Annotated in this window: 19 protein-coding genes; 14 read left to right on the top strand and 5 right to left on the bottom strand. The window is 64.2% G+C overall.

The window, feature by feature from the left end; translation table 11 throughout:
• Positions 1 to 43: 43 nt before the first annotated feature.
• Positions 44 to 1897, bottom strand: a complete 1854-nt coding sequence (locus ACI2KG_RS23155) for a sigma-54-dependent Fis family transcriptional regulator (RefSeq protein WP_404663425.1) — start codon at positions 1895 to 1897, stop codon at positions 44 to 46.
• A 283-nt stretch (positions 1898 to 2180) separates the two neighbouring features.
• Here ACI2KG_RS23155 and ACI2KG_RS23150 point away from each other — a divergent pair, with 283 nt between their 5' ends.
• From ACI2KG_RS23150 to ACI2KG_RS23125, 6 genes are all read left to right on the top strand, one after another.
• Positions 2181 to 3236, top strand: a complete 1056-nt coding sequence (locus tag ACI2KG_RS23150; protein ID WP_404663424.1) for an ATP-NAD kinase family protein — start codon at positions 2181 to 2183, stop codon at positions 3234 to 3236.
• A 22-nt stretch (positions 3237 to 3258) separates the two neighbouring features.
• Complete coding sequence (locus tag ACI2KG_RS23145; protein WP_400619507.1) at positions 3259 to 4236, top strand: thiamine pyrophosphate-dependent dehydrogenase E1 component subunit alpha; 978 nt, start codon at positions 3259 to 3261, stop codon at positions 4234 to 4236.
• Between the two features lie 33 nt (positions 4237 to 4269).
• Positions 4270 to 5292 carry an alpha-ketoacid dehydrogenase subunit beta gene (locus ACI2KG_RS23140; RefSeq protein WP_404663423.1) on the top strand — a complete coding sequence of 341 codons (1023 nt, stop codon included), beginning with the start codon at positions 4270 to 4272 and terminating at the stop codon, positions 5290 to 5292.
• The gene (locus tag ACI2KG_RS23135; protein WP_404663422.1) at positions 5289 to 6395 is read left to right on the top strand and encodes an acetoin dehydrogenase dihydrolipoyllysine-residue acetyltransferase subunit; all 1107 of its coding nucleotides are present in this window, start codon (positions 5289 to 5291) and stop codon (positions 6393 to 6395) included. Before ACI2KG_RS23140 ends, ACI2KG_RS23135 begins: the two co-directional genes overlap by 4 nt.
• Before the next feature lie 688 nt (positions 6396 to 7083).
• Positions 7084 to 8817 carry a C13 family peptidase gene (locus tag ACI2KG_RS23130; protein WP_404663421.1) on the top strand — a complete coding sequence of 578 codons (1734 nt, stop codon included), beginning with the start codon at positions 7084 to 7086 and terminating at the stop codon, positions 8815 to 8817.
• 27 nt (positions 8818 to 8844) lie between these two features.
• Positions 8845 to 9492 (top strand): oxidoreductase, encoded by a 648-nt coding sequence (locus ACI2KG_RS23125; protein ID WP_400619518.1) that lies wholly within the window; start codon positions 8845 to 8847, stop codon positions 9490 to 9492.
• 151 nt (positions 9493 to 9643) lie between these two features.
• On the opposite strand, the gene ACI2KG_RS23120 is transcribed toward ACI2KG_RS23125, so the two are convergent.
• The 4 genes from ACI2KG_RS23120 to ACI2KG_RS23105 all read right to left on the bottom strand — a co-directional run bounded on the left by ACI2KG_RS23120 (position 9644) and on the right by ACI2KG_RS23105 (position 13964).
• Positions 9644 to 9931: a YceK/YidQ family lipoprotein gene (locus tag ACI2KG_RS23120; protein ID WP_201207872.1), complete on the bottom strand. Its 288-nt coding sequence runs from the start codon at positions 9929 to 9931 to the stop codon at positions 9644 to 9646.
• Positions 9928 to 10557: a flavin prenyltransferase UbiX gene (gene ubiX, locus ACI2KG_RS23115; protein WP_013970698.1), complete on the bottom strand. Its 630-nt coding sequence runs from the start codon at positions 10555 to 10557 to the stop codon at positions 9928 to 9930. The genes ACI2KG_RS23120 and ubiX overlap by 4 nt, the downstream gene beginning before the upstream one ends.
• A complete protein-coding gene (mpl, locus tag ACI2KG_RS23110) occupies positions 10554 to 11903 on the bottom strand; it encodes a UDP-N-acetylmuramate:L-alanyl-gamma-D-glutamyl-meso-diaminopimelate ligase (protein WP_404663420.1) in 1350 nt (449 codons plus the stop codon). Before mpl ends, ubiX begins: the two co-directional genes overlap by 4 nt.
• Positions 11904 to 11969: 66 nt before the next feature.
• A complete protein-coding gene (locus tag ACI2KG_RS23105; protein ID WP_404663419.1) occupies positions 11970 to 13964 on the bottom strand; it encodes a sigma-54-dependent Fis family transcriptional regulator in 1995 nt (664 codons plus the stop codon).
• Positions 13965 to 14219: 255 nt separating this feature from the next.
• Between ACI2KG_RS23105 and ACI2KG_RS23100 the strand changes: the two genes are divergently transcribed.
• The 8 genes from ACI2KG_RS23100 to ppa all read left to right on the top strand — a co-directional run bounded on the left by ACI2KG_RS23100 (position 14220) and on the right by ppa (position 22546).
• Positions 14220 to 15740 (top strand): aldehyde dehydrogenase family protein, encoded by a 1521-nt coding sequence (locus tag ACI2KG_RS23100; RefSeq protein ID WP_400619533.1) that lies wholly within the window; start codon positions 14220 to 14222, stop codon positions 15738 to 15740.
• 198 nt (positions 15741 to 15938) lie between these two features.
• Positions 15939 to 17387 carry an ethanolamine permease gene (gene eat, locus ACI2KG_RS23095; protein ID WP_404663418.1) on the top strand — a complete coding sequence of 483 codons (1449 nt, stop codon included), beginning with the start codon at positions 15939 to 15941 and terminating at the stop codon, positions 17385 to 17387.
• 46 nt (positions 17388 to 17433) lie between these two features.
• Positions 17434 to 18828 carry an ethanolamine ammonia-lyase subunit EutB gene (locus tag ACI2KG_RS23090; RefSeq protein ID WP_404663417.1) on the top strand — a complete coding sequence of 465 codons (1395 nt, stop codon included), beginning with the start codon at positions 17434 to 17436 and terminating at the stop codon, positions 18826 to 18828.
• A gap of 7 nt (positions 18829 to 18835) precedes the next feature.
• Entirely contained in the window at positions 18836 to 19654 is an 819-nt protein-coding gene (eutC, locus tag ACI2KG_RS23085) for an ethanolamine ammonia-lyase subunit EutC (protein WP_404663416.1), read from the top strand.
• A gap of 109 nt (positions 19655 to 19763) precedes the next feature.
• A complete protein-coding gene (locus ACI2KG_RS23080; RefSeq protein WP_404663415.1) occupies positions 19764 to 20222 on the top strand; it encodes a GNAT family N-acetyltransferase in 459 nt (152 codons plus the stop codon).
• Between the two features lie 231 nt (positions 20223 to 20453).
• Entirely contained in the window at positions 20454 to 21101 is a 648-nt protein-coding gene (locus ACI2KG_RS23075; RefSeq protein WP_019472362.1) for a DedA family protein, read from the top strand.
• An 8-nt stretch (positions 21102 to 21109) separates the two neighbouring features.
• On the top strand, positions 21110 to 21925 hold the full coding sequence (locus ACI2KG_RS23070; RefSeq protein ID WP_404663414.1) for a zinc-dependent peptidase: 816 nt from the start codon (positions 21110 to 21112) through the stop codon (positions 21923 to 21925).
• 93 nt (positions 21926 to 22018) lie between these two features.
• A complete protein-coding gene (gene ppa, locus ACI2KG_RS23065) occupies positions 22019 to 22546 on the top strand; it encodes an inorganic diphosphatase (protein ID WP_016484715.1) in 528 nt (175 codons plus the stop codon).
• The last annotated feature ends 174 nt before the right edge of the window (positions 22547 to 22720 follow it).

The following is a 22720-nucleotide window of genomic DNA, read 5'->3' as shown; positions in this document are numbered from 1 at the left end:
TTTTCGCGACGCAAGGCCGCTCCTACAGGGACCGCGGCGAGGCTTATCCTTTCATCCGCGGCATATCGATGCTGTGTTCATGCACCCGCCGATACAAGGTCGCCCGCGAAATACCCAGCGCCCGGGCCGCATCCGCCGGCTTCCAGCGATGGCGGATCAGCGCATCCAGCAACAGCTGCCGTGCCGGGCAGGACACCGCGCTTTCAGCGGTGCCAACCACCTCTCCCCGTACCTCCTGCGGCAAATCCTGCACCCGCACCTGCCCGCCCTCACTCACCGCGCAGGCATAGCGCAACACCTGCCGCAGCTGGCGCAGATTCCCCGGCCAGCGATAAACCAGCAGCGCCTGCAAGGCATCATCCGCCAAGACCACATCTACTCCGCAGGCCTCAGCCTCTTCAACCAGCAACTGGTCAATCAGCCCCAAACGGTCCTCACGCTCACGCAGCGGTGGCAGTTCGAAGCGGGCATTGGCCAGGCGGAAGTACAAATCTTCGCGAAAACACCCTGCCTCCACCATCGCCGCCAAATCACGGTGGGTGGCGCAGATCACCTGGATATCCACCCGCTCCCGCCGCGCCGCGCCCAATGGCGCCACCTCGCCCTCGGCCAGCACCCGCAGCAACCGGGTTTGCAGTTTCAGCGGCATGTCGCCGATCTCGTCGAGAAACAGCGTGCCACCATCGGCTTGCTGCAACAGCCCTTGCATGCCTTTGCTGGAAGCCCCGGTAAAAGCCCCGGCCACGTAGCCAAACAGCTCGCTCTCGATCAGGCTTTCCGGAATGGCCGCACAGTTCAGCGTGACAAACGGGCCATCGCGGCGCTGGCTCTGCTGGTGCAACTGACGGGCGAATACCTCCTTGCCGGCCCCGGTTTCGCCCAGCACCAACACCGCCAGGTTGCAGTCCTTGACCCGCGTGGCCAACCGCAGGTGCTGCTCGATGCGGGCGTCCTCGGGCTGGCGCACGGGCTGCGCCCGCTGGCGTTGCTGCGGTGCGCTGACCCGGCCATACAACCCGCCCAACCCCGGCAAGCGCTGAGCCGACGACACGCTTACCCGGCGCAACTGGTCGATGTCGAACAGTTCGCCAATGTGCTCGGGCAAACGCCCCAGGCGCTGCACCAGCCGTTGTCGCGCCAGGCTGTTGATCGCCAGCAGGCGGCCATCGGCATCCCAGGCCAGCAGGTAGTCGGGCTGGCTTTCCACATAACCCGGTGTGCCGTGGGCGCGCATCACCCAATGGCCTTGGGCACTGTGCATGAAGAAGGCGTTTTCGATTTCGCGGGCGGTCTGTTCGACCAGCTGGCGAATCAGGTGCTGGCTACGGCGGTCGTCCGGCGACTGCAAGGCGGATACATCGACCACGCCCAGCAACTCGCCCAGCGGGTCGAACACTGGCGCTGCGGTGCAGGTCAGGCCAATGAACGCGGCGCGGAAGTGGTCGCGCTTGTGCACCGTGACCGGCGCCTTGCTGGTCAGCACCGCCGCCACGCCACAGGTGCCCTCTTCGCCCTCCGACCAGCAGGTACCCAGGTACAGCCCGGCCTTGCGGCAGTCGTTGCGGATGGCCGACTCGACCCGGTAATCGATGGTGCGCCCCTGAGCGTCGGTCAACAGCACGCAGTAGTCGGCGCCACGCACTCGCTCGTGCAGGCGCGCCACGGCATCGCTGGCAATGCGCAGAAACAGCTCGGCGCGTTCGCGGCATTCGTTGAGCAGGCTTTGGGACAGGATGCGCGGCCCCTGCTGGGACCCGGGGTCGAGGCGGTACAGCTCCATGGATCGGCGCCATGAATCGAGGATCAGCGGTGGCACCGGCGCCTGCGGCAGGCGGTCGGCATTCTTCAGCACCCTGCTGACGCAGTCGACATGGGCTCGGGAGTTCGCGGCAAGCATTCAGGCCCTCCGGTTCTCGTTGCTGTTTTTGTCGTTGTGCGGCCATTAAGCGCTTCCCGGCATGCCCCGACAAGCACTGTGTGATTACCGGCTGGCTTGAGACGCAGCGTCTCAGCGTCTCGGCCAAGGCGGCGCCGCGCTGGCACCCGGCGTCTCACCGCCATCGCTGAACGGGCACGCTCAAGCGGCGCCAAAGCGCTCTGTTCCGGCCATTTCAACCCTTGCGATAAAAGCTGGCACCGCGCTTGCTCCTGCCTTGGCAAACAACAATACGAGGTGCGCCATGCCGCTACCCGCCCCGATTGTCGGGATTATTGCCAACCCTGCCTCCGGCCGCGACCTGCGCCGCCTGACCGCCAACGCCGGGCTGTATTCGAGTACCGACAAGGCCTCGGCGATCCAGCGCCTGCTGGCGGCCTTCGGCGCCACCGGCATCGGCCGGGTGCTGCTGCCCAGCGACATGACCGGTATCGCCGCCGCCGTGCTCAAGGCCAGCCAGGGCCCGGGGGCGCGTGACCAGCACTGGCCGGCCATCGAGATACTCGACCTGCCGCTGACCCAGACCGTGGCCGATACCCGCCTGGCCACCCGGCGCATGGTCGAACGCGGCGTGGCGATGATCGCCGTGCTCGGTGGCGATGGCACCCACAAGGCAGTCGCCGCAGAAGCCGGTGACGTGCCGCTGCTGACCCTGTCCACCGGCACCAACAATGCCTTCCCCGAACTGCGCGAAGCCACCAGCGCAGGCCTTGCCGGCGGCTTGCTCGCCAGTGGCCAGGTACCGGCCAGCATCGGCCTGCGCCGCAACAAGCGCCTGCTGGTCAAAGTGCCTGAACAACAACTGGCCGAATGGGCCCTGGTGGAAGTGGCGGTGTCACCCCAGCGCTTCGTCGGTGCCCGGGCACTTAGCCGTAGCGAAGACCTCTGCGAAGTCTTCGCCTGTTTCGCCGAGCCGCATGCCATCGGCCTGTCGGCGCTGTGCGGCCTGTGGTGCCCGGTATCGCGCCAAGACCCGCACGGCGCCTGGATACGCCTTAACCCCGGCGCCGAACAGGCCTTGCTCGCACCGCTGGCACCCGGCCTGCTGCAAGCCTGCGGCATCACCGCCAGCGGCACGCTGACGCCCGGCGTTGCCCATCGCCTGAGCCTTTTCAGCGGCACCCTGGCCCTGGATGGCGAACGTGAAATCGAATTCGCCGAACGCGATACCCCCACCATCACCCTCGACCACCAAGGCCCGCTCAGCGTGGACGTCGAGGCTGTGCTGGCGCACGCCGCCCGTCATCACCTGCTGGCCGTACCACGCGGCCACCGGCTGCACCCTGCAAACCCGTGTTGAGACAACCCTGGAGAACAACAAGATGTCCAATCAGCTCAGTACCGAACAACTGCTGCATGCCTATGAAGTGATGCGCACCATTCGCGCCTTCGAAGAACGCCTGCACGTGGAATTCGCCACCGGCGAAATCCCCGGCTTTGTCCACCTGTATGCCGGTGAAGAGGCTTCCGCTGCCGGGGTCATGGCCCACCTGCGCGACAGCGACTGCATCGCCTCGACCCACCGCGGCCATGGCCATTGCATCGCCAAGGGCGTGGACGTGTACGGCATGATGGCCGAGATCTACGGCAAGAAGACCGGCGTGTGTGGTGGCAAGGGCGGCTCGATGCACATTGCCGACCTGGAAAAAGGCATGCTCGGTGCCAACGGCATTGTCGGTGCCGGCGCACCACTGGTGGCCGGGGCGGCGCTGGCGGCCAAGCTCAAGGGCCGCGACGATGTGTCGGTGGCCTTCTTCGGCGACGGCGCCTCCAACGAAGGCGCGGTGTTCGAGGCCATGAACATGGCGTCGATCATGAACCTGCCGTGCATCTTTGTCGCCGAGAACAACGGCTACGCCGAAGCCACCGCCTCCAACTGGTCGGTGGCCTGTGACCACATTGCCGACCGTGCTGCCGGCTTCGGCATGCCCGGGGTGACCATCGACGGCTTCGATTTCTTTGCCGTGTACGAGGCAGCCGGCGCCGCCATCGAGCGCGCCCGTTCCGGGCAAGGGCCGTCACTGGTCGAGGTCAAGCTCAGCCGCTACTACGGCCACTTCGAAGGCGATGCGCAAACCTACCGCGCCCCCGATGAAGTGAAAAACCTGCGCGAGTCACGTGACTGCCTGATGCAGTTCCGCAACAAGACCACCCGCGCCGGCCTGCTCACGGCCGAGCAACTGGACGCCGTCGATGCCCGCGTCGAAGACTTGATCGAAGACGCCGTGCGCCGCGCCAAATCCGATCCCAAGCCACAGCCCGCCGACCTGCTCACCGACGTCTACGTCAGCTACCCCTGAGCCGCGGATTACAAGAACAACAGGAGAACCACCATGGCAAGAAAGATCAGCTACCAGCAGGCCATCAATGAAGCCCTGGCCCAGGAAATGCGCCGCGACGACAGCGTTTTCATCATTGGCGAAGACATTGCCGGCGGTGCCGGTGCCCCCGGCGAGGATGACGCCTGGGGTGGCGTACTGGGCGTGACCAAGGGCCTGTATCACCAGTTCCCGGGCCGCGTACTCGACGCGCCACTGTCGGAAATCGGCTATGTCGGCGCTGCAGTCGGTGCCGCCACCCAGGGCCTGCGCCCGGTGTGCGAGCTGATGTTCGTCGACTTTGCCGGCTGCTGCCTGGACCAGATACTCAACCAGGCGGCCAAGTTCCGCTACATGTTCGGCGGCAAGGCGGTCACCCCGCTGGTGATGCGCACCATGTACGGCGCCGGCCTGCGCGCGGCCGCGCAGCACTCGCAGATGCTCACTTCGCTGTGGACGCACATCCCGGGCCTGAAGGTGGTCTGCCCCTCTTCGCCGTACGACGCCAAGGGCCTGTTGATCCAGGCGATCCGCGACAATGACCCGGTGATCTTCTGCGAGCACAAGCTGCTGTACAGCATGCAGGGTGAAGTGCCGGAAGAGGTGTACACCGTGCCATTCGGCGAAGCCAATTTCCTGCGTGATGGCGACGACGTGACCCTGGTGACCTACGGGCGCATGGTGCACGTGGCGCTGGAGGCTGCCAACAACCTGGCCCGCCAGGGCATCGACTGCGAAGTGCTGGACCTGCGCACCACCAGCCCGCTGGACGAAGACAGCATCCTTGAAAGCGTGGAAAAGACCGGCCGCCTGGTGGTGATCGACGAAGCCAACCCGCGTTGTTCGATGGCCACCGACATCAGCGCTCTGGTGGCGCAAAAAGCCTTTGGCGCGCTCAAGGGCCCGATCGAAATGGTTACCGCGCCGCACACCCCGGTGCCGTTTTCCGACGCCCTGGAAGACCTGTACATCCCCGACGCGGCGAAGATCGAGGCTGCCGTGCGCAAGGTGATCGAAGCCGCAAGGAGTGCCGCATGAGCCAGATCCATACCCTGACCATGCCCAAGTGGGGCCTGTCGATGACTGAAGGCCGGGTAGACACCTGGTTGAAGCAGGAAGGTGACGAGATCAACAAAGGCGACGAGGTGCTGGACGTCGAGACCGACAAGATCAGCAGCAGCGTCGAAGCGCCGTTCAGCGGCGTGTTGCGCCGCCAGGTGGCCAAGCCCGACGAAACCCTGCCGGTGGGCGCGCTGCTGGCGGTGGTCGTCGAGGGTGAAGCCGAAGAGTCCGAGATCGATGCCGTGGTGCAGCGCTTCCAGGCCGAGTTTGTCGCCGAAGGTGGCGCCGACCAGGCCCAGGGCCCGGCCCCGCAAAAGGCAGAAGTGGGCGGTCGGCTGCTGCGCTGGTTCGAGCTGGGCGAAGGCGGCACGCCGCTGGTGCTGGTGCACGGCTTTGGTGGCGATCTTAACAACTGGCTGTTCAACCACCCGGCGCTGGCGGCCGAACGGCGGGTGATCGCCCTTGATCTGCCGGGGCATGGCGAATCGGCCAAGGCCCTGCAGCGCGGCGATCTGGATGAACTGAGCGAAACCGTGCTGGCGCTGCTCGATCACCTGGACATCGCCAGGGCGCACCTGGCCGGCCATTCCATGGGTGGCGCAGTCAGCCTGAATGTGGCACGCCTGGCGCCGCAGCGGGTGGCCAGCCTGAGCCTGGTGGCCAGTGCCGGCCTGGGCGAGGCGATCAACGGGCAGTACCTGCAAGGCTTCGTCAGCGCCGCCAACCGCAATGCCCTGAAACCGCAGATGGTGCAGCTGTTTGCCGACCCGGCGCTGGTCACCCGGCAGATGCTGGAAGACATGCTCAAGTTCAAGCGCCTGGAAGGTGTGGATCAGGCCTTGCAACAGCTGGCGGCGGCGCTGGCCGACGGTGACCGGCAGCGCCACGACTTGCGCGGAGTGCTGGGGCAACACCCGGCCCTGGTGGTGTGGGGCGGCAAGGACGCGATCATCCCGGCCAGCCATGCCGAAGGGCTGGAGGCTGAAGTGCTGGTGCTGGCGGAGGCTGGGCACATGGTGCAGATGGAGGCGGCTGAAGAGGTGAATCGGAGGATGGTGGAGTTTTTGCGAGGGTGTTGAGGGTTGAGGTGTATGTCTTGGAGGCGCATTGGGGCATAGAAGTGCATGCCTTGAGTTATTCAGCGCCTGTGAGATCGAGCGCCGCCCGCGCGGCGCTTCGCGGGGCAAGCCCGCTCCCACATCTGTTTCGGGCCAATTATTTCTGTGCCAGGTGGGTTGCAGCCTTGGCGCATGGCTGGAGATGGATGAAAAGCAGTTGCCCACCCCCGATATCGAATGGAACAAACAAGGCGGACAGAGGTGACCTTACAGGACTGATTGGCCCGAAACAGATGTGGGAGCGGGCTTGCCCCGCGAAGCGCCGCGCGGGCGGCGCTCGATCTCACAGGCGCAGACCAATTCAAGGCATGCACCTGCTGGCACAGACCAACTCAAGGCATGCACCTGTCAGCCCCCACCCAATCCCCCGACATGCCCCTCACCGCCATCACGCGATCGGTGCCAGCAGCTCTCACAGGTATCGCACTAGGCCCAAGGGCTGCACAAATCCTGTAGGAGCGGCCTTGTGTCGCGATGGGGCGCGAAGCGGCCCCGGCGATATCTGCAGCGAAGCCGAAATCGTAGGGCCGCTGCGCGCCCCATCGCGACACAAGGCCGCTCCTACAGGGGTATGCGTCCGCATATGCGCTTGCTGTTTCGGGATCCCATTCTGCGTCATACTCGGCAGACCTATTGCCCGGTCCTCGCCATGCATCCATTGCTCCCCATTACCCTGGTCCTGCTGCTCGCCGCCTGTGGCGATGGCGAATCGCTACTGCCGCCGGATGCGCGCCTGCCTGACGGAGGGCGCTACCGGGGTGAGGTGGTCGATGGCCTGCTGCAAGGCGATGGCCGCATCGACTACCCCAACGGCAGCTGGTACGCGGGCAGCTTCAAGGACGGCCAGTGGCACGGCCAGGGCGAATGGCATGGCCAGAACGGTGAGGTGTATCGGGGCCAGTTCGCCGAGGGGCTGTTCCAGGGGCTGGGTGACCTGACTACCCCGGGCAGCCATTATGGCGGCACCTTCAAGCATGGTCGCCGCGACGGCGAAGGCACCCTCAGGCAGGCCGACCAGACCTACCGCGGCCAGTTCAAGGACGACCAGTACGATGGCGCCGGCGAGCTGGAACTGGCCGACGGCAGCCGCTACCAGGGCCTGTTTGCCAAGGGCAAGCCCAACGGCGCCGGGGTGCGCAGCGATGCCAGCGGCAACCAGTTCAGTGGCCACTTCCTCAACGGCCAGTTGCAGGGCAGCGGCACCTACGACAGCGTCGACGGCGAGCAGTACATCGGCGAATTCAAGGACAACCGCCTGGAGGGCCGTGGCCGCTACGAAAATGCCGATGGCGATGTGTGGATCGGCGAATTCAAGGATGGCTCACTGATCGGCGAAGGCGAGCTGCTGGGCAGCGATGGCAGCCACTACAAGGGCACCTTCGCCGACTGGCGCCTGTCGGGCGAGGGCAGCTTGCAGCTGGCCGACGGCAGCAAATACATCGGCGGTTTCCTCAACGATGCCTACCACGGCAAGGGCCGCTTGATCCTGCCCAGCGGCAAGGTCGAAAGCGGCATGTGGGCCAACGGTGTGCGCGTGCGCGACCAGAAAGGCAAGCTGCTGCCCGACCCGCTGGACCTGGCCCTGCTAAACCAGGGCCGGTTGCTGGAAGAGGCGCTGGCCCGGGTGCCGCGCTCGGCGCCACCGATCCAGCTGTACAGCCTGGTGGTGGCCGGCGATGGCCAGCAAAGCGTATTCCTGCGTGAAGCCGACTACGTCAGCAACATGCTCAAGGTGCGCTTTGGCGCCCATGGCCAGGTGACCCTGGTCAACCACCGCGACCACATGGCCAGCCGCCCCATGGCGACTCGCGAGAACCTGACCCGCGCCGCCCGCACCCTGGCCGAGCGCAGCGGCCCCGAAGACCTGGTGTTCATCTACTTCACCAGCCATGGCAGCGCTGACCACCAACTGGTGCTCGACCAGCCGCGCCTGCAACTGGCCGACTTGTCCGCCGACGAACTGGCCACCGCACTTGCGCCATTGAAAGACCGCGACAAGGTAATCGTCATCTCCGCCTGCTATTCAGGGGGCTACATCGCCCCGCTCAAGGATGAGCGCACGCTGATCATGACCGCCGCCCGGGCCGACCGTGTGTCCTTCGGCTGCTCGGAAGAAGCCGACTTCACCTACTTTGGCGACGCCCTGTTCGCCGAAGCCCTGAACCAGACCGACGACCTGAAACAGGCGTTTGAACTGGCACGCACCAGCGTTGCCGAAAGAGAACAAAGGGAAGGTTTCGAGGCCTCCGAGCCGCAGTTGTGGGCGCCACCCGCGGTGCTTGAACACTGGCAGCACCTGCGCCGGCAACAGGCCGAAGAAGCATTGCGAAACGCCACGCAGGCCAAGGTGGGGGCACAGGCAGAAACGCCTGCCAACCACTAGACTTGTGTGTAACAAGGGAGAGACATCATGTATTTGACGCCTCAGCATGTCCTGCTTGCCGGTGCTACCGGCCTCACCGGTGAACACCTGCTCGATCGCTTGCTCAACGAGCCCACCATTACCCGCGTGCTGGCCCCTACCCGCCGGCCGCTGGCCGAGCACCCGCACCTGGAAAACCCGGTCGGTGACCCGGCCGTGTTCCTGCCGCAGCTGGCCGGACGGGTGGATATCGCCTACTGCTGTTTGGGCACCACGTTGAAGCAGGCCGGTTCGGAGTCAGCCTTCCGCGCGGTGGATCTGGACATGGTGGTCGCCTTCAGCAAGCGTGCCCGTGAAATGGGCGCGCGGCATTTGCTGGTGGTCAGCGCGTTGGGCGCCGACCCGAAGTCGTCGATTTTCTACAACCGGGTCAAGGGCGAGATGGAAGAGGCGCTCAAGGCGCAGGACTGGCCGCAACTAACCATCGTGCGGCCGTCGTTGCTGCTGGGTGAGCGGATTGAGCCACGGCTGGGTGAACAGTTGATTTCGCCGTTTTCCAAATTGATACCGGGTAAGTACCGCGGGATCGAGGCGTGTACGCTAGCGCGGGCGCTGTGGCGATTGGCGCTGGAGGAAGAGGACGGGGTGCGGGTTGTGGAGTCGGATGAGTTGCGCAGGTTGGGCAAGACTCCCTAAACGCTGCATGTTGCTGTTGTAGGAGCGGCGTTGCGTCGCGAAAGGGACGCGCAGCGGCCCCCGGATTTCAGCTTTAGCACAACCCTTGCTGGGGCCGCTTTGCGGCCCTTTCGCGACACACGGCCGCTCCTACAGGGAACTGCGGCGCTCTCTAGAGGCCCCCTGTGGCCTGGAAACCAACACCAGCGGCAGTCAGCAACGACAACGGCAACAACAAGGTGTCGAGCAACATGCTCCCTGGCAGGTCCAGCCCCGGATAGGCCGGCGCTTCAGCCCCATACCGATCCCGCGGGCAGCAACCCCCATTGATCACATACAAATCCAGGCGGGTGCCGGCATACACCACCGGCGCCCCCGGTTTGTTGGCATCCAGCGTGCGCACCGTGGCGCAGCCACTCAGCAAGCCCAGCGCCAGCAAGCCGGCCAACGTTCGCTTCAATCATCCACCCCGAAGTGGTGCTCGCCCCAACGCGGCAGCATGTCCTGAGGAATGTTCAGCAGGTTGAGAATGCGCGCCACGACAAAGTCGACCAGGTCGTCGATTGTCTGTGGCTGGTGATAAAAGCCCGGTGCCGCCGGCAGGATCACTGCGCCCATCTGCGATAACTTGAGCATGTTCTCCAGGTGAATGGTGGAGAACGGTGCTTCGCGTGGCACCAGAATCAATTGGCGACGCTCCTTGAGGGTGACGTCGGCAGCGCGCTCGATGAGGTTGTTGCAGGCACCGGTGGCAATCGCCGACAAGGTGCCGGTAGAACAAGGCACCACCACCATCGCCGCCGGGGCACCGGAGCCAGAGGCGACCGGCGACATCCAGTCTTCCTTGCCATACACGCGGATCTGCCCATCGGCAGCGCCGGTGTATTCAGTAAGAAAAGCCTGCATTGCCTGTGGCTTGGCCGGCAGCACCACGTCGGTCTCGGTGGCCATCACCAGTTGCGCGGCCTTGGAGATCAGGAAGTGCACCTCGCGGTCCTCGCGCACCAGGCAATCGAGCAGGCGCAGGCCATACTGGGCGCCCGAGGCGCCCGTCATGGCCAGGGTGATGCGTTCCGGCCCGCTCACTTCAGCGCCTCGGCCAGTTTGCCGTGCAGGCCACCGAAGCCGCCGTTGCTCATGATCACCACGTGGGTGCCTGGGCGGGCCTGGCCCTTGATCCGCTCGATGATCGCCTCAAGGCTGTCGGCCACCACACTCGGCACCTTGCATTGCGCAGCCGTGGCGGCCAGGTCCCAGCCGAGGTTGGCTGGCGCATACCAGATCACCTGGTCGGCGTCGTTGACGCTTTCTGGCAGGCCGTCACGGTGCGCACCGAGCTTCATCGAGTTGGAACGGGGCTCGATCACCGCAATCACCGGCGCCTCGCCAACGCGCTTGCGCAGGCCGTCGAGGGTGGTGGCGATGGCGGTCGGGTGGTGAGCGAAGTCGTCATAGATGGTCACGCCCTGTACTTCGGCAACCTTCTCCATGCGCCGCTTGACGCTTTTGAAAGCGCTGAGGCCAGCGATGCCCATGGCCGGCACTACACCCACGTGACGCGCTGCTGCCAGGGTAGCCAGGGCGTTGGCGACGTTGTGCTGGCCGGTCAGGGCCCAGTCGACCACGCCTTGCGCTTCGCCGTCGAACAGCACTTCGAAACGGGAGCCGTCGGGGCTGAGCAAGCGGGCCTGCCACTGGCCGCCTTCACCGGTGGTTTGCACCGGGGTCCAGCAGCCCATGCCGATGACCCGCTCCAGCGCTTGTTCGGTGGTAGGGTGGATGACCAGGCCTTCGCTGGGAATGGTGCGCACCAAGTGGTGAAACTGCCGCTCGATCGAGGCCAGGTCCGGGAAAATGTCTGCGTGATCGAACTCAAGGTTGTTGAGGATCGCGGTGCGCGGGTGGTAGTGGACGAACTTCGAGCGCTTGTCGAAGAAGGCACTGTCGTATTCGTCGGCTTCGACCACAAAGAACGGTGTGTCGCCCAGACGCGCCGACACCGAGAAGTTCTGCGGTACGCCGCCAATCAGGAAGCCCGGGCTCATGCCCGCGTGCTCCAGCACCCAGGCCAGCATGCTGCTGGTAGTGGTTTTGCCGTGGGTACCGGCAACGGCCAGCACCCAGCGGCCTTGCAGCACATGGTCGGCCAGCCACTGCGGGCCGGAGACATAGGGCAGGCCTTTGTTCAGCACGTATTCAACCGCGGGGTTGCCGCGCGACATGGCGTTGCCGATCACCACCAGGTCGGGTGCCGGCTCCAACTGGGCCGGGTCATAGCCTTGGGTCAGTTCGATACCCTGGGCCTCGAGCTGGGTGCTCATCGGTGGGTAGACGTTGGCGTCCGAGCCGGTGACGCGATGGCCAAGTTCCTTGGCCAGCACCGCCAGCGAGCCCATGAAAGTGCCGCAAATACCGAGAATGTGAATATGCATGGTCGACCTCGCAAAACATCGAGGCAGGGTAGCCCAGGGCGCAATAAATCGCACCCGCTGTTTCGCTTAGTCGCCCCTGGTGATGCCGTGTTTGCGCAGTTTTCGATACAAGGTATTGCGGCTGATGCCTAAGTGCTCGGCGACGCGGGTGAGGTGCCAGTGTTTTGCCTGCAAAATGGCCAGCAAGGCATCACGCTCGGCATCCTGCAGGAGCGGCCTTGCGTCGCGATCGGGCTGCGCAGCAGCCCCGGCAATCTGGGCTGCGCGGCTGAGGCACTGGGGCCGCTCTGCGGCCCTTTCGCGACACAAGGCCGCTCCTACAGGGACGGGGTTGTTGCGGATGATAGCGGGGAGATCCGGGAAGGTGATGCGGGCATCTTCGCAAAGCGCCACCAGCGTACGCAGCACATTGCGCATCTGCCGCACGTTGCCCGGCCAGGTAAAGTCGAGCAGTGCCTGGCGCGCCTGGGGTTCGATGTCGATCAGGTGCCCCTGCGCCTCCTGGCGCAGCAAAAAGTCCAGCAACTGCGCCTTGTCACTGCGCTCGCGTACCGCCGGCAACGCCACTTCCAGGCCATTGAGGCGGTAATACAGGTCTTCGCGGAAACTGCCCTGCTCCACCCGCTCCAGCAGGTCGCGGTGGGTGGCGCTGACAATGCGCACATCCACTGCTTGCGGCTCGCCGCCGATCGGCACCACCTGGCGCTCTTCCAGCACCCGCAGCAGGCGGGTTTGCAGGGCCAATGGCATGTCGCCGATCTCGTCCAGCAGCAAGGTGCCGCCGTCGGCCTGCAACAACTTGCCGCGCATGCCTTCCTTGCGTGCACCGGTAAAGCTGCCGCCGCGGTAACCGAACAGCTCGCTCTCGATCAGGCTTTCCGGGATCGAGGCACAGTTGATAGCGACGAACGGTTTGGCGCGACGTTCACTGGCCTGATGCACAGCCTGCGCGAAGGCCTCCTTGCCGCTACCGGTCTCGCCGCGCAGCAGCAGGGGCACATCACGCTCGAACACCCGCACACTGCGGCGGAAATCGTTTTGCAGGGCCGGGTCAAGCAGGCACACCAGTGGCTCCACTTCACGCATCGGCTGCGGCTGCGGCTGGGCGATGGGTACCGACCACACCGGCACCCGCGCCTGGCCGCGCAGGCTGGCGAACACCTGGCGACCGTCCAGGGTACGCAGCGGCCATGCCGTGCTGCCGCCTGGCGTGGCGCGACGGAACAGTTCGTCATGGCTACAAGCAAAGAAGCGTTCCAGCGGTTTGCCCAACACGCCGCCGCGCACGGTGCCGAGCAAATTGAGCGCGCTCTGGTTGGCCGCACAGATACGCCCGTCGCCGTCGAAGGCCAGCAGACCTTCGCTGAACAGGCCGACCGACTCGGCCTGCAGGTGAAAACGCAGCAGCCATTGCTGCTCGAAATGGCGCAGGAAGTAGCAGCTTTCGATCATTTTTGCCGACAGGTTGACCAGCGCCATGGTGTGGAACTGGCTTTGCCGCGATACGTCGGGCCGGGCCGAAGACACATCCAGCACGGCCAGCAACTCGCCATGCGGGTCGAATACCGGGCTGGCCGAGCAGGTCAGGCCGGTGTGGCGACCACGGAAGTGCTCGTTCTGGTGAATGGTCAGCGCTTGGCGCTCGACCAGGCAGGTGCCGATGCCGTTGGTGCCCTCGCGCGCCTCGCTCCAGTCGGCGCCCAGCCACAGCCCGGCATGCTCGAAGCTGCGCCGCTCGCCGGGGGCGCTGACGCAGTTGAGGATCACCCCGCGGGCGTCCGTCAGCAGTACCGCGTGGCCCGCCCCGGAAAGCTGCTGGTGCAGGCTGTTCATTTCAGGGTCGGCAATCTGCAGCACCTGGCGCAGGCGCTCGCGGCTTTCCAGCAGGCGCCCGTGTTCAAGCACCACCGGGGCCTCGATCACTGCAGGGTCGAGGTGGTAATCCTCCAGGCAGCGCAGCCAGGAGCGGGCAATGGACGGGTCACTGCCGCCCTCCCCGGGGCCGCCGTGGGCAACGTCGTGCACCTGCCGCGCGTGGCGACTGAGATGATTGCTCTGCATTGTTGTAGTTCTCCGCAGATAGAGAGTCCTGCCAGCATCCTCCACCCGCGAAGGCTTTGCAATGCACGCACCGGTGACGTGTCGCAAATGGCACAAAGTGTCACCCCCATGCGTACCGGCGCTGGCACAGCGGCGCTTGGCCAAGCCTGCCGTAATGACCCAAGTCATTGATTTGCCTGGTACTGCCAACGCTGGCCCAACCTTTGCTCTACGCTTTTCAACTCCCTAACAAACACAATAGCCAGGAGACACACCATGCGTTACGCACATCCGGGTACCGAAGGCGCGAAGGTTTCCTTCAAGAGCCGCTACGGCAACTACATCGGTGGTGAGTTCGTTCCTCCGGTAAAAGGCCAGTATTTCGAAAATACCTCCCCGGTGAATGGCAAGCTGATCGCTGAATTCCCCCGCTCCACTGCCGAAGACATCGATAACGCGCTCGACGCCGCCCACGCCGCTGCCGACGCCTGGGGCCGCACCTCGGTACAGGACCGCTCCAATGTGCTGCTGAAGATTGCCGACCGTATCGAGCAGAACCTCGAACTGCTGGCCATTACCGAAACCTGGGACAATGGCAAGCCGATCCGCGAAACCCTGAATGCCGACATTCCGCTGGCGGTCGACCACTTCCGCTACTTTGCTGGCTGCATTCGCGCCCAAGAGGGCGGCGCTGCGGAGATCAACGAAGGCACCGTGGCCTACCACATCCACGAGCCGTTGGGCGTGGTCGGGCAGATCATCCCGTGGAACTTCCCGATCCTGATGGCCGCCTGGAAGCTCGCCCCGGCCCTGGCTGCCGGCAACTGCGTGGTGCTCAAGCCGGCCGAGCAGACCCCGCTGGGCATCACCGTGCTGCTGGAAGTGATCGGCGACCTGCTGCCAAAAGGCGTGCTCAACGTGGTGCAAGGCTATGGCCGCGAGGCCGGTGAAGCGCTGGCTACCAGCAAGCGCATCGCCAAAATCGCCTTCACCGGCTCCACCCCGGTGGGCTCGCACATCATGAAATGCGCGGCCGAAAACATCATCCCGTCCACCGTCGAACTGGGCGGCAAGTCGCCGAACGTGTACTTCGAAGACATCATGCAGGCCGAGCCGAGCTTCATCGAGAAGGCCGCCGAAGGCATGGTGCTGGCGTTCTTCAACCAGGGCGAAGTGTGCACCTGCCCGTCACGGGCGCTGGTACAGGAGTCGATCTACCCGCAGTTCATGGAAGTGGTGATGAAGAAGGTGCTGCAGATCAAGCGCGGCGACCCGCTGGACACCGACACCATGGTCGGCGCCCAGGCCTCGCAGCAGCAGTTCGAGAAGATCCTGTCGTACCTCGACATCGCCCAGGAGGAAGGCGCCGAGCTGCTGACCGGCGGCAAGGTGGAGAAACTGGAAGGTTCGCTGGCCACCGGTTACTACATCCAGCCAACCCTGCTCAAAGGCAACAACCGCATGCGCGTGTTCCAGGAAGAAATCTTTGGCCCGGTGGTAAGCGTAACCACCTTCAAAGATGAAGCCGAAGCGCTGGCGATTGCCAACGACACCGAGTTCGGCCTGGGTGCCGGCGTGTGGACCCGCGACATCAACCGGGCCTACCGCATGGGCCGCGGGATCAAGGCTGGCCGCGTGTGGACCAACTGCTACCACCTGTACCCGGCACATGCCGCATTCGGTGGCTACAAGAAGTCCGGGGTTGGGCGTGAGACGCACAAGATGATGCTCGACCATTATCAGCAGACCAAGAACCTGCTGGTGAGCTACGACATCAATCCGTTGGGCTTCTTCTAAGCAAGTAGCTGCAAGCTGCAAGCTGCAAGCTGCAAGAAAAAGCGGGGCATGCACCGACTGGCTTTTCTCTTGAAGCTTGAAGCTTGAAGCTTGAAGCTTGAAGCTTGCAGCTTGCAGCCGCTCTGGCTCGCTTCCTGCAGTACCCATCACCATCGGCCCGGAACCCTCCGGCCACCAAGAAAAACAACAGGTGAAACTATGCCAAGCGATCATTCCGCCGGCTCGCCGGCAGGCTCTTCCGTCGACTTCGAAAAGGTCGGCTCGGACTATTTCCAGCAACGTGAACTGAAAAAAGGCGCCGCCGGCTGGGTGCTGCTGGTCGGCCTGGGGGTGGCCTATGTCATCTCCGGCGATTACGCCGGCTGGAACTTCGGCCTGGCCCAGGGTGGCTGGGGCGGCATGTTCCTTGCCACCTTGCTGATGGCCACCATGTACCTGTGCATGTGCTTCTCGCTGGCCGAACTGTCGTCGATGATCCCTACCGCGGGCGGCGGCTACGGCTTTGCCCGCAGCGCCTTCGGCCCGTGGGGCGGCTTCCTGACAGGCACGGCAATCCTCATCGAATATGCCATCGCCCCCGCGGCCATCGCCACCTTCATCGGCGCCTACTGCCAGTCGTTGTTCGGCATCGGTGGCTGGATGATCTACCTGGCGTTCTACGTGGTGTTCATCGGCATCCACATTTTCGGCGTGGGTGAAGCACTGAAGCTGATGTTCATCATCACCGCCATCGCCGCCATTGCCCTGGGCGTGTTCCTGGTGGCAATGGTGCCCCATTTTGATGCAGCCAACCTGTTCGACATCGCCAAAACGGACGCCGCCGGCGCCAGCAGCTTCCTGCCATTCGGCTATGTCGGCGTATGGGCGGCCATCCCCTATGCCATCTGGTTCTTCCTGGCGGTCGAAGGCGTGCCGCTGGCCGCCGAAGAAACCAAGAACCCCAAGCGTGACCTGCCACGCGGCCTGATCGGCGCCATGCTGGTGCTGGTGGCATTCGCCCTGCTGATTTTGGTGGTCGGCCCCGGCGGCGCCGGCTCGGAAGCGCTGAAAGCCTCCGGCAACCCGCTGGTCGAAGCACTGGCCAAGGCCTACGGCGGCTCTACCTGGATGGGCGGCTTCGTCAACCTGGTCGGTCTGGCCGGGCTGATCGCCAGCTTCTTCTCGATCATCTACGCCTATTCCCGGCAGATCTTCGCCCTGTCCCGTGCCGGCTACTTGCCACGCAAGCTGTCGGAAACCAACAAGAGCAAGGCCCCGGTGCTGGCCCTGGTCATCCCCGGCATCATCGGCTTTGCCCTGTCGCTGACCGGCCAGGGCGACCTGCTGATTCTGGTAGCGGTGTTCGGCGCCACCCTGTCGTACGTGCTGATGATGGCCGCGCACATCACCCTGCGCATCCGCCGGCCGAAGATGGAGCGCCCGTATCGCACCCCTGGCGGCATCTTCACTTCCGGCCTGGCCCTGGTGCTGGCTTGCATCGCCGTGGTCGCCGGTTTCCTGGTCGACCCGCGCGTGGTGATTGGCGCCGCAGTGATCTATGCGGTATTAATTGCCTACTTTGCTTTCTACAGCCGCCACCACCTGGTCGCGGGCACACCGGAAGAGGAATTCGCCGCGATCCAGAAGGCCGAAGAGGCCCTGCACTGATCGCCGACACCCGCCGCGGGGTAACCCGCGGCTCTGGAGATTCTGTATGGCAAGTTTCGTACACACGGTCGGCCACCTGGTCTACCGCTTCGACAGCCTCAAGGACGTGATGGCCAAGGCCAGCCCGGCGCGTTCGGGTGACTACCTGGCAGGCGTTGCGGCCAGCAACGACGGCGAACGGGTCGCCGCGCAAATGGCGTTGGCCAATATCCCGCTGACGCATTTTCTCAGCGAAGCCCTGATCCCCTACGAAACCGATGAAGTGACCCGGCTGATCATCGACACCCATGATGCTCAGGCCTTCGCCCCGGTCAGCCACCTGACCGTCGGCGGCCTGCGCGACTGGCTGCTCAGCGAGCAAGCCGATGAAGACAGCCTGCGCGCCCTGGCGCCCGGGCTGACGCCGGAAATGGCAGCGGCGGTATCGAAGATCATGCGCGTGCAGGACCTGGTGCTGGTGGCGCAGAAAATCCGCGTGGTCACGCGCTTTCGCGGCACCATGGGCCTGCGCGGGCGCCTGTCGACCCGGTTGCAGCCCAACCACCCGACCGATGAGCCGGCCGGCATTGCCGCCAGCATTCTCGACGGCCTGTTGTATGGCAACGGCGACGCCATGATCGGCATCAACCCGGCCACCGACAGCATCGCCTCGATCTGCGCCCTGCTGGAAATGCTCGACGCGATCATCCAGCGCTACGACATCCCCACCCAGTCCTGCGTGCTGACCCACGTCACCACCTCGATCGAGGCGATCAACCGTGGCGTGCCGCTGGACCTGGTGTTCCAGTCCATCGCCGGCACCGAGGCGGCCAACGCCGGCTTCGGCATCAACCTGAACGTACTGCAGGAAGGCTACGAAGCCGGCCTGTCGCTCAAGCGCGGCACCCTTGGGCAAAACCTGATGTACTTCGAAACCGGCCAGGGCAGCGCGCTGTCGGCCAACGCCCACCATGGTGTCGACCAGCAGACCTGCGAAACCCGCGCCTATGCCGTGGCCCGCCATTTCAAGCCATTCCTGGTCAACACCGTGGTCGGTTTCATTGGCCCGGAATACCTGTACAACGGCAAGCAGATCATCCGCGCCGGCCTCGAAGACCACTTCTGCGGCAAACTGCTGGGCGTGCCGATGGGCTGCGACATCTGCTACACCAACCACGCCGAAGCCGACCAGGACGACATGGACACCCTGCTGACCCTGCTGGGGGTGGCCGGGATCAACTTCATCATGGGCATCCCCGGCTCCGACGACATCATGCTCAACTACCAGACCACCTCGTTCCATGACGCGCTGTACGCGCGCCAGACCCTGGGCCTGAAGCCCGGGCCGGAGTTCGAGGCATGGCTGGCCCACACCGGCATCTTCACCCAGGCCGATGGCCGGGTGCGCTTCGGTGACAACCTGCCGCCGGCCTTCCGCCAGGCCTTGGCACAGCTTGCATAGGATGACCATGGACCATCGCACGCCTACCCCCGACAACCCTTGGCTGGCCCTGCGCAACCTGACCCCGGCGCGCATCGCCCTGGGCCGCACCGGCACCAGCCTGCCGACCGGAGCGCAACTGGACTTTCAGTTCGCCCATGCCCAGGCCCGTGACGCCGTGCACCTGGCCTTCGACCACGCTGGCCTGGCTACCCAACTGAGTGACCGCGGGCGCGAAAGCCTGGTGCTGCACAGCGCCGCCAGCGACCGCCACCAGTACCTGCAACGGCCAGACCTGGGGCGGCGCCTGAACGAAGACTCGATCGCCACCTTGCGCGAGCACGCCCAGGCCAACCCCGGCGGCGTCGATTTGGCCATCGTCGTTGCCGACGGCCTGTCGGCACTGGCCGTGCACCGCCACACCCTGCCATTCCTGAACCGTTTCGAAGAACAGGCTGCCGCCGACGGCTGGACCAGCGCCCCGGTCGTGCTGGTGCAGCAAGGCCGCGTGGCAGTGGCCGACGAAGTTGGCGAACTGCTGGGCGCCCGCATGACCGTGATGCTGATCGGCGAACGCCCCGGCCTCAGCTCGCCAGACAGCCTGGGCCTGTATTTCACCTACGCACCCAAGGTCGGCCTGACCGATGCCTATCGCAACTGTATTTCCAACATCCGCCTGGAGGGCTTGAGCTACGGCATGGCGGCGCACCGGCTGCTGTACTTGATGCGCGAAGCCTGCAGGCGCCAGCTGTCCGGGGTGAATCTGAAGGACGAAGCCGAGGTCCATAGCTTGGAGAATGAAGGCAGCGCCAGCCAGAAAGGTAACTTTCTGCTCGGCAAAGGTTAAAGAACATGTCACGGAAGGCGGATTGCACTTGCTCCGTGCATTGGGGCAGCATGCCCTTGAAAGCTGCTGGCATTCCGCTGTTTCCCCAAATGGACTCTGAGGGCCGCACATGCGCATCATCAAGGCAACCCTGGAACACCTCGACCTGCTCACGCCGTTGTTCGTCAAATACCGTGAGTTCTATGGGCAGCTGCCCTACCCCGACAGTTCACGCAGCTTTCTGGAAAAGCGCCTGAAACGGGATGAATCGGTGATCTACCTGGCACTGCCGGATGATGACGATTCCAAGTTGATGGGCTTCTGCCAGCTGTACCCGAGCTATTCGTCGCTGTCGCTGAAGCGGGTATGGATCCTCAACGATATCTATGTGGCCGAAGACTCGCGGCGCATGCTGGTAGCCGACCACCTGATGCGCGAAGCGAAGAAAATGGCCAAGGAAACCAACGCCGTGCGCATGCGGGTTTCGACCAGTGCGGACAATGAGGTTGCGCACATGACCTACGAATCCATTGGGTTTCGTGAAGATACCGAGTTCAAGAGCTACATCCTGCCAATCAGCCAGGACTGACCTGTACCGGCCTCTTCGCGGGCACACCCGCTCCCACAGGGCTAGAGAGATCTCTGGGAGCGGGCGTGCCCGCGAAGAGGCCGGCACAGGCATACACCTGCATCGTAACCCCCCGCTACAAACTCCCCGGGCATGTTCTTCACTTAGCCGTATAATGCCCCTCCTGTCATGTGTGAAAATTTACCCATCCCCCGGTAACCGAGCCTACGCCCCAGAACACAGGTGCTGTACATGGATTTCAACCCGCTGGACCTTATCCTGCATCTCGATGCCTACCTCGATCTGCTGGTCACCAATTACGGTCCCTGGATCTACGCCATCCTGTTCACCGTGATCTTCTGTGAAACCGGGCTGGTGGTGATGCCGTTCCTGCCGGGCGATTCGCTGCTGTTCATCGCCGGTGCCGTGGCTGCTGGCGGTGGCATGGACCCGGTCTTGCTGGCTGGCCTGCTGATGGCGGCCGCTATCCTGGGCGACAGCACCAATTACGTGATCGGGCGAACGGCCGGCGAGCGCCTGTTCAACAACCCCAATTCGAAAATCTTCCGCCGCGACTACCTGCAACGCACCCACGAATTCTATGAACGCCACGGCGGCAAGACCGTGACCCTGGCGCGATTCCTGCCCATCCTGCGTACCTTCGCGCCGTTCGTCGCCGGTATCGCGCATATGCATTACCCGCGCTTTCTCGGCTTCAGCGTCGCCGGTTCCCTGCTGTGGGTCGGTGGCCTGGTCACCCTTGGTTACTTCTTCGGCAACGTGCCCTTCATCAAGCAGCACCTGTCGCTGATGGTGGTGGGTATCATCGTGCTGTCGCTGGTACCGATGATCCTCGGCCTGCTGCGTGGCCGCCTGGGCCGTGCGGCCAAGGCTCACTGACCGCCTCCATGTGGTCATTCAGCGCCTGGCGGCGCAAGCGCACCCTGGCGCGTTATCCGATCACGCCACAGCAATGGCAGGCCGTACGCGAGCGCCTGCCAATGCTGGACGGCATCAGTGACGAAGAAGACCACTGGCTGCGCGAAGCCTGCATCCTTTTTTTGCTCGACAAGCACCTCACCTGCCTGCCCGGCGTCGAACCGGACGACGAGCAGCGGCTGTTGCTCGCTGCCCAGGCGCAGCTACCCCTGCTGCATTTGGGTGCGCTGAACTGGTACCAGGGTTTCCACGAAATCATCTTGTACCCCGACGACTTCAAGAGCCCGCAGCGCCACCGCGATGCCAGTGGCGTGGAGCACGTGTGGGACGGTGAACACAGTGGTGAAGCCTGGCAGCAAGGGCCGATCATCCTGGCCTGGAATGGCGTGCTGGCCAGTGGCGGCTGGGAAGCCTACAACCTGGTCATCCATGAGCTGGCGCACAAGCTCGACATGCTCAATGGCGATGCCAACGGCCTGCCACCGCTGCACAGCGGCATGCCGGTGGACGAATGGGCAACCGCCATGCAGCAGGCCTACGACGACCTCAACCGCCAGCTGGACGCCAACCCCGACGCCGAAACCGCCATCGACCCGTATGCTGCAGAAAACCCGGCAGAGTTCTTTGCGGTTACCAGCGAATACTTCTTTAGTGCCCCCGACCTGCTGCAACAGGCTTATCCGTTAGTCTACCGCCAGTTGTCGCTGTTCTACCGGCAAGACCCGCTGGCGCGCCTGTGCCGGCTACAGGCCGAACAGCCCGAGTACCGCGAAAGCCACGCCTGACGGGGCCGCACATCAGGCCAGGCGTGGCATGCCCCGGCAGAATGTGCCTATAATCGCCGCCACTTTTTTGGTCAAACACGGGGGCACTGCCCAATGAGCTACAGCAAGATTCCGGCGGGCAAAGACCTGCCGAACGACATCTACGTCGCCATCGAGATCCCGGCCAACCACGCGCCGATCAAATACGAGATCGACAAGGACAGCGACACCCTGTTCGTCGACCGTTTCATGGCTACCCCAATGTTCTACCCAGCCAACTACGGCTTCATCCCGAACACCCTGGCTGACGACGGTGATCCGCTGGACGTGCTGGTCGTTACCCCATACCCGGTAGCCCCAGGCTCGGTTATCCGCGCCCGTCCGGTTGGCGTACTGAACATGACCGACGACGGCGGCGGCGACGCCAAGGTCATCGCTGTTCCTCACGACAAGCTGTCGCAGCTGTACGTCGATGTGAAGGAATACACCGACCTGCCAGCCCTGCTGATCCAGCAGATCGAGCACTTCTTTGCCAACTACAAAGATCTCGAGAAGGGCAAGTGGGTCAAGATCGAAGGCTGGGATGGCGCTGACGCCGCCCGTGCCGCGATCACCAAATCGGTTGCTGCCTACAAAGGCTGATACCGGTTGCAGAAAAAACCCCGCTCTGCGGGGTTTTTTTATGCCTGAGCAAAAGACCTGCCGTCCTCCGGACTGCGCTTGTGGGAGATCACCCAGCCCTTCCGGGCTGCGCTGTCTCGCAGAGAACAATGGCCATTGTGGGAGCGGGCTTGTCCCGCGAAGAAGGCAACCCGG

The organism is Pseudomonas sp. NPDC089407 (assembly GCF_044900445.1).
GTDB lineage: Bacteria > Pseudomonadota > Gammaproteobacteria > Pseudomonadales > Pseudomonadaceae > Aquipseudomonas.
The sequence above is the reverse complement of the archived record's forward strand: the minus strand, read 5'-3'. Positions and strand labels throughout refer to the sequence as shown.